Genomic DNA, 6601 nt, shown 5'->3' with positions numbered 1-6601 from the left:
GATCAGGAAGGGCACGACTGCTATCAGCTTGACATCGCCGGCGCCGATCTTGCGCAAGGCCCAGAAGGGCAAGAGCGCGACGAACAACAGAAGCCCTGCACTGGTGCTCAGTCCCATGTCCCACCACGACCCGGATTGGAGCGACAGCAACAGCAGGCCCCCGGCGCCCAGACAGAGCAGCAGCAGCACGTCGCGATTGGAAATTTTCTGGGTGGTGAAATCGAGCCAGGCAATCCTGGCCAGCAGAGGGATTGCGAGCACCTTCAGCAGCAGCGCTTCGGCAAGCAACATGCTAGCGCTCGACGTTCTGCACGCTTGACGACAAAAGCTTCAGATTGTTGGCGACGGTCGGGTCGTTGGGCGCCAGCTCGTAAGCCTTGAGGAAGTTCGAGCGGGCATCCTGTAACTTGCCGCGCAGCAGGTAGGAATAGCCGACATTGTTGTAATATTCGGGCGTCGCGCCGCCCAGCTTGAAGGCCCTGGCATAGGCCCGGTCGGACAGGTCGAAGCGGTGGATCCGGTCGGTGCAGGCGGCCAGCCCCATCCAGGCGTTACCATCATTGGGTGCCAGTTGCGTCGCCTTGAAGAACAGTGCGCCGGCATTGCCGTAATTCTCGGCGCGGAACTGGTTCTTGGCTTCCGCGACCGCCTGGTCCGAGGCATAGTATTCGACGTCGCCGACCGTTTTCAGTCCGTCGAAAGCATCGCCAAAAGACGTCACGTCGCCCTTCGACGGCTCGTTGGTGCGCACGACACCGTCGGTTTTGTCCGCCGTCTGGCAACCGGCAAGCACCGCCATGAGCAGACAGGCCGCGGCCGCGATAACCCTCTTCATACGTCCGTCCCCTGGGCCCCCGACTCACATTAGGGCCAAATGATATACTAAACTAGAAGAAAACGCCTCTCATGCGAATGATGACCGGCAACATGATCACCACCATCACGACTGGGAATATACAGAGACCCAACGGAATCATCATCTTGACCGGGAGTGAATTGGCGCGCTCCTCGGCACTCAGAATTCTCTGACTGCGCATTTCGGCGCTATAAACACGCAAGGCATCGGTGAGGCTGGTGCCGAGTTCTTCCGATTGCCGGAACAGCACCGCTAGTGCCCGCGCCTCCTCAAGGCCTATGCGATCGGCGAGTTCCCGTAACGCCTCCCGCAACGGCTTGCCGGCGCGCAGTTGCAAATTCATGATAGACAGTTGGATCCCCAGCCACTTGTGGGTGGCAGCCATTTCGTGACTCACACGTTCGACCGCCGCCTCAAGGCTCATGCCTGCATCGGCGCATGTGATCATCATGTCCATGAAGTCGGGAAAGGCACGGCGATAGATTCGTTTCTGACCATTCTCGAAGCGATCGAGCATGATGCTCGGAATCACCATGCAGGCCAGGCCGAACAAAGCAGAGCCGGCAAAGGTTATGAAACCAGGCAGCTGTGGTGGAAGGACCCGCGACAGCAGGGCATAGATGGCCAAAAACCCAATGCAGACTGCAACCAGACGGGACAGGGTGTAAACCAGCGGTGCACTTGATTTGTAAAAGCCGGCACGAAAGAGCTTCGCCTCCAAAGCATTCGGCTCATCGCGCTCCTTTTCGATCGACTTGAAGTAGGCGTCGACTGGCCGTTGTGCCGCAAGCTTGGCAAGCACGTCCTGTCCAAGCATTGACCGGCGGTCTGTAATTCCTTCGCCCATCAGGCTCTGCGCGACGAGCTTTCGTGTTTGCAGAGCCGGCAGGAAGACGAGCGCACCGAACAGGAAAAAAGATGCCGCCGCCGCAAACACGACGATAGATACCAAGAAACCCAGATCCTGAATATTCGAAAACAATTTTATTCGTCGCCCCTGTTAGAAATCAAAATTAACCATTCGATACATGATGAAATCCCCCAACAAAGCCCACACCCCGAATACGGTGAAGACTGGGAAAATGAGCTGATCGTGCCACACGCCTCCATAATAGGAGGGAGCAAGAAGTTGAAGGATCAAGAACATGACGAGCGGAAACAGTGATATAATCCAGGCCGATACGCGCCCTTCAGCGGAAAGCGCCCGAATTTTCATTCGAAGCTTTTGCCTTTCTCGCAGTACCGAGGATAGGTTGGACAAGATTTCGGTCAAATTACCGCCGGTCTTGGCCTGGATCGACAGGGATACCGACAGCAACTGAAGACCCTCGAAGCCGACACGCTGCGAAAGCTTTCGCACAGCCTGCTCGATGCTGAGACCGAAAGTGATCTCATCGGAGACGATGCCGAACTCGGTGCCGAGCGGATCCGGCATTTCGCGCGCGACCAGACCGATGGCGACCGAAGCCGGGTGTCCGGCGCGCAGCGAACGAACGATCATGTCGAGCGCGTCCGGCAGCTGTTTGGCAAACTTCTGGATTCGCTTGTTGCGGGCGCGCCGGAGGACGAGAAGCGGCAGGACAAGCCCTACGACCAGAAAGATAAGAAGCGACGCCAAAGCGGAAAAATTGAAGAGTACCAGGAGCAACGCCATCGCTAGTCCGACGAGCAGGAATGTCGCGGCGAACGTCAGGGGATTTCCGGTGATGCCGGATTGAGTATAGAGTCTGTTCAGCCACACCATTCCAAAAAGAAAGTCGCCGGAGTCAGTGAGGCCACGCTCCCGCAGCAATCCCTGTAGCGTTTGTTCGGCCGGGACGTCGCCAGCGAGCCGCTTCAATCGGCGATTGACTGCTAGAGACCGAGAGCGGCGGCCGGCAAATGAAAGATAAAGAGCTTCGCCGGCGAGGATGACCGAGGCTGCCGCCAGCATGTAGATGAAGTATAGCAGAGCTTGACCAGTCGGCATCAGAGGGCAACCTGCGGGTTGAAGGCGTCCTTGGCAAAATGATGGCCAAGCGTCGCCGCCTCTGGAGCGAAGCGCGGACGGACACCGGTTGCGCGAAAGTCTCCGACGACCTTGCCCTCGGCCGTCACCTCACGGCGGACGAAATGATAGATTTCCTGAAGCTGCACGACATTGCCCTCCATGCCGGTCAGTTCCGATATGGAGGTGACACGCCTGCCGCCATCCGAGAGACGCTGTGTCTGGACGATGATGTCGATGGCGGAGGCGATCTGCGCCCGGATCGAATCATGCGTCATCGGCATGCCGGCCATGCCGACCATCTGCTCCAGCCGCGAGATCGCATCGCGCGGCGTGTTGGCATGGATTGTCGTCATCGAGCCTTCGTGGCCGGTGTTCATTGCCTGCAGCATGTCGAAAGCTTCCTCGCCGCGCACCTCGCCGACGATGATGCGGTCCGGTCGCATGCGCAGCGCGTTCTTCAGCAATTCGCGCTGGCGAACCTCGCCCCTGCCCTCGACATTGGGCGGGCGCGTCTCGAGCCGGCCGACATGCGGCTGCTGCAATTGCAGTTCTGCCGCATCCTCGATGGTGATCAGCCGCTCCTTCGAAGGGATGTAGCTCGACAAGGCGTTGAGCAACGTTGTCTTGCCGCTGCCGGTGCCACCCGAAACCAGGATCGATTTGCGCGCCTGGACTGCGATCCGCAGCAGGTCGATCATCGGCGGACGGATCGAATTGAATGCCATCAAACGTTCGAGCGAATAGGGATTCTTCGAGAATTTGCGGATCGATACCAGCGGGCCGTCGACCGAGACCGGCCGCACCGCGATGTTGACACGTGAGCCGTCTTCCAGCCGGGCATCGACCATGGGCGACGATTCATCGACCCGCCTGCCGATAGCCGAAACGATCTTGTTGATGACGCGCAGCAGATGGGCCTCGTCCCGAAACCGGATTGGCGTCTCTTCGACGATGCCCCGCCGCTCGATGAAAACGCGCTTGTGAGTATTGATCAGGATGTCGGTAATGGAATCATCCTTGAGCAGCGGTTCGATCGGCCCGAGGCCCAGCATCTCGTCGGCGGTGTCGCTGGTGAGTTGATCGAGTTCGCGCGCATTCAGCGGCACCGCGCGAGCGCGAACGAACTCGCGCACGATTGGACGGATCTCGTTCAGGATCTCATCCTTGGAAGCACTTTCAAGCGCGGTCAGGTTGAACCGGTCGATCAAGTGGCGATGCAGCTCGACCTTGATCGTCAGGAAATCGTCACCATGCGATTGAATATCAACGGCTGGCAGAAGAGCCGGAGCAACAGGCTGCACCGCCAGCGGCTCGACCTTTGTCACTGCCTGCTGTTCGCTTGGCCCCTTGATGAACCGTCCCAGCATAATTGCTTATACTCCCCTCGGACACGCATTAGCGGAAACTAAACGTTAACCAACGAGCGCACAAGCGCCTGGATGCCCGGCGCACAGCCATTACTTTCGGCATAGTTAAGATCAAGGACCGCAAATCCCTTGATTATTTGGTGCAGAGGGCATGCGGAGTTCCCCAAATTTATCCTCAGCTCTCAGGCTCATGCGCCCGCGCCGCGAAAATTAGCAAAACTCCCGCTTAAGTCCTTAGATATAAAGGAATATGCATTTCTTCTAATGCTTCCACGGTTTCGCCACATGAGCGGCTAAATTGTGAATGAATGGTTAAGGGCGATCGAAAAATGAAAAGAATCAATCCCTTGATAAGATTTCACTTTGCCACCTTCTTGCCGAATCAGGTACATGAAAGTTAAGGAACCCTTAATGTCGTTTGACTCTGCATTTTCTCGGGACCTAGGATCGAGATGACGGGGGATGCTTGGGTATGGATTTCATCTCTTGCTCTGTCTCGTCGGGTTCCAACCTCCAAAGGGAGAAATTGACATGAAGAAGCTCATGACGATGACCCGGCAGTTCCGCGACGATGAAAACGGCGCTGCCATGGTCGAATATTCCATCCTCATCGGCATCATTGCCGCGGCGTCGATCGTGACGATCATCGCTATCGGAGTGTGGGTGAACGGCTCGTTCACCAATCTCTGCAGCAAGCTGACGGGCGTTGCTGGCGTGACGAACTGTACTGTTGCTACGGCTACTCCTGGTCCCTGATCATTTTCCAATCGGGACCCGGATCTGATCCGGGTCCCTGTTGCCCGATATGTTGCCTTTCTTGGGGTTTTTGGGACCATGCGCGCGAACACACTCATCATGATCGTTCTTGCCGGTATTTTCGGTGTCCTGGCGGTTGTGCTGGTCAATATCTGGCTGGCTGGCCAGCGAAGCGCCATGGCGCAAACGGGTATTGTTCAAGGCAGCACTGTCGTGGTTGCGGCGATACCACTGAAATTCGGCGATGCGCTGAGTGCGGACACATTGCGCGAAGTCGCATGGCCGGCGGGCGCAATACCGGCAGGCGCTTTCAAGACGACAAAGGAAGCCTTGGCCGGCGAAGGTACAAGGCAAGCGCTTCAGACCATCAGCACCAACGAACCAGTCCTCGCCAGCAAGATCACTGGGCCAGGCCAACGCGCCACACTTTCGGCGGTGCTTGGCGAAGGCATGAAAGCTGTTTCCATCAGGGTGAACGACGTGCTCGGCGTCGCCGGCTTCGTCTTCCCGGGTGACCGGGTCGATGTGCTGCTGACGCGAACGGTGCGCGGCGATGATGGAGCGGACAAGAGTTTCGTCGATGTGCTGCTGCAGAGCATGAAGGTGCTCGCCATCGACCAGGTGGCCGATGTGAGCAAGGACAGCCCAACCGTGGTGAAGTCCGTAACGCTGGAAGCCAGCACCAAGGACGCGCAGAAGCTGACGCTTGCGGCAGGCGCCGGCCAATTGTCGCTGGCGCTTCGCCAGGCCGCCGCCAGCAAGGGCGAAATGACCGAGCGGGTGACGCTTTCCGACCTGACCGGCGAAACGCCGGCCGATGTCGCCGCCAGGCAGGCGGAGCTCGACAGGAAGGCAGCGGCCGAAGCGGAGGCTACAGCCGAGCGCAAGCGCGCCGAGGACAAGATTGCCGGGTTGACGCAGGCTGTGGAGCGGGTGGGAAGCCGCCTCGACGAGTTGGGCAAGGTAAAGCCTGCTCCGATCGTGATGGCGGCACCGCAGCCGGTCGTCAAGGAAGTGGTCAAATATGTGCAGCCTGAGCCGCCGGCGCGGGCAACGATCGGCGTTTTTCGGGGTGTGAAGCTCGAGACATATGACGTGCCGCGACAACCATGATAAGGTGCGGCTAATAAACGGGACTGCCACCGGCAGCGAGTGGGGAGACGGGGATGCGGGGATATTGCTTAGGGATAGCGACGGCCGCGTTGTCGTGCCTAGGGGCGCTGTTGCTGTCGGGCCTGGCGGCCAATGCGGCCGACCGCTTCATCGATGTGTCGACCCCCAGCGTTCATCGGATTTTCCTGCCGATGTCGCAATCGGTGACGATCCAGGTGAGTGCCAATCTGGGCGACATCGTCGTTGGCGACGAGAAGATCGCCGATGCCCAGCCAATGACCGACCGCACGCTCTACGTCATCGGTAAGGGCGCCGGCACCACCACGGTTAATCTGTTCTCCACCGATAAGCGCTCGCTCGGCGCCCTCCAGATCGAGGTCGGCGTCGATGTCAGCGACATGGCGCAGGCGATCCGCCAGGTCGCGCCAAAGTCGCGCATCGAAGTGGGCTCGGTCAATGGCAGGGTCAGGCTTGGCGGGCATGTGAAAGATGGCGCTACGCTGGCGGGGACACTGGCGG

8 protein-coding genes are annotated in these 6601 nt (G+C 58.7%); 3 read left to right on the top strand and 5 right to left on the bottom strand.

What is annotated here, in order from left to right; translation table 11 throughout:
- The 5 genes from EOA22_RS20945 to EOA22_RS20925 all read right to left on the bottom strand — a co-directional run.
- On the bottom strand, positions 1-291 hold a 291-nt coding region (locus EOA22_RS20945), incomplete at its 3' end, for a prepilin peptidase (protein WP_206521308.1).
- A 1-nt stretch (position 292) separates the two neighbouring features.
- Entirely contained in the window at positions 293-835 is a 543-nt protein-coding gene (locus EOA22_RS20940) for a tetratricopeptide repeat protein (RefSeq protein WP_127390193.1), read from the bottom strand.
- A 52-nt stretch (positions 836-887) separates the two neighbouring features.
- Positions 888-1838: a type II secretion system F family protein gene (locus tag EOA22_RS20935; protein WP_063170096.1), complete on the bottom strand. Its 951-nt coding sequence runs from the start codon at positions 1836-1838 to the stop codon at positions 888-890.
- An 18-nt stretch (positions 1839-1856) separates the two neighbouring features.
- Positions 1857-2789 carry a type II secretion system F family protein gene (locus EOA22_RS20930; RefSeq protein WP_245478663.1) on the bottom strand — a complete coding sequence of 311 codons (933 nt, stop codon included), beginning with the start codon at positions 2787-2789 and terminating at the stop codon, positions 1857-1859.
- 35 nt (positions 2790-2824) lie between these two features.
- Positions 2825-4213 (bottom strand): CpaF family protein, encoded by a 1389-nt coding sequence (locus tag EOA22_RS20925; protein ID WP_063170094.1) that lies wholly within the window; start codon positions 4211-4213, stop codon positions 2825-2827.
- Positions 4214-4744: 531 nt separating this feature from the next.
- On the opposite strand from EOA22_RS20925, the gene EOA22_RS20920 reads away from it, so the two are divergent.
- From EOA22_RS20920 to EOA22_RS20910, 3 genes are all read left to right on the top strand, one after another.
- Positions 4745-4969: a Flp family type IVb pilin gene (locus EOA22_RS20920; protein WP_063170093.1), complete on the top strand. Its 225-nt coding sequence runs from the start codon at positions 4745-4747 to the stop codon at positions 4967-4969.
- A 78-nt stretch (positions 4970-5047) separates the two neighbouring features.
- Positions 5048-6082: a Flp pilus assembly protein CpaB gene (gene cpaB / locus EOA22_RS20915; protein ID WP_063170092.1), complete on the top strand. Its 1035-nt coding sequence runs from the start codon at positions 5048-5050 to the stop codon at positions 6080-6082.
- A 53-nt stretch (positions 6083-6135) separates the two neighbouring features.
- Positions 6136-6601, top strand: a 466-nt coding sequence (locus EOA22_RS20910) for a pilus assembly protein N-terminal domain-containing protein (RefSeq protein WP_206521307.1), incomplete at its 3' end; no start/stop codon positions are given.

This window comes from Mesorhizobium sp. M7A.F.Ca.US.014.04.1.1, from assembly GCF_003998745.1.
In the GTDB taxonomy this organism is placed as follows: Bacteria; Pseudomonadota; Alphaproteobacteria; order Rhizobiales; family Rhizobiaceae; genus Mesorhizobium; species Mesorhizobium ciceri.
This window is presented reverse-complemented; position numbering and strand designations above follow the sequence as displayed.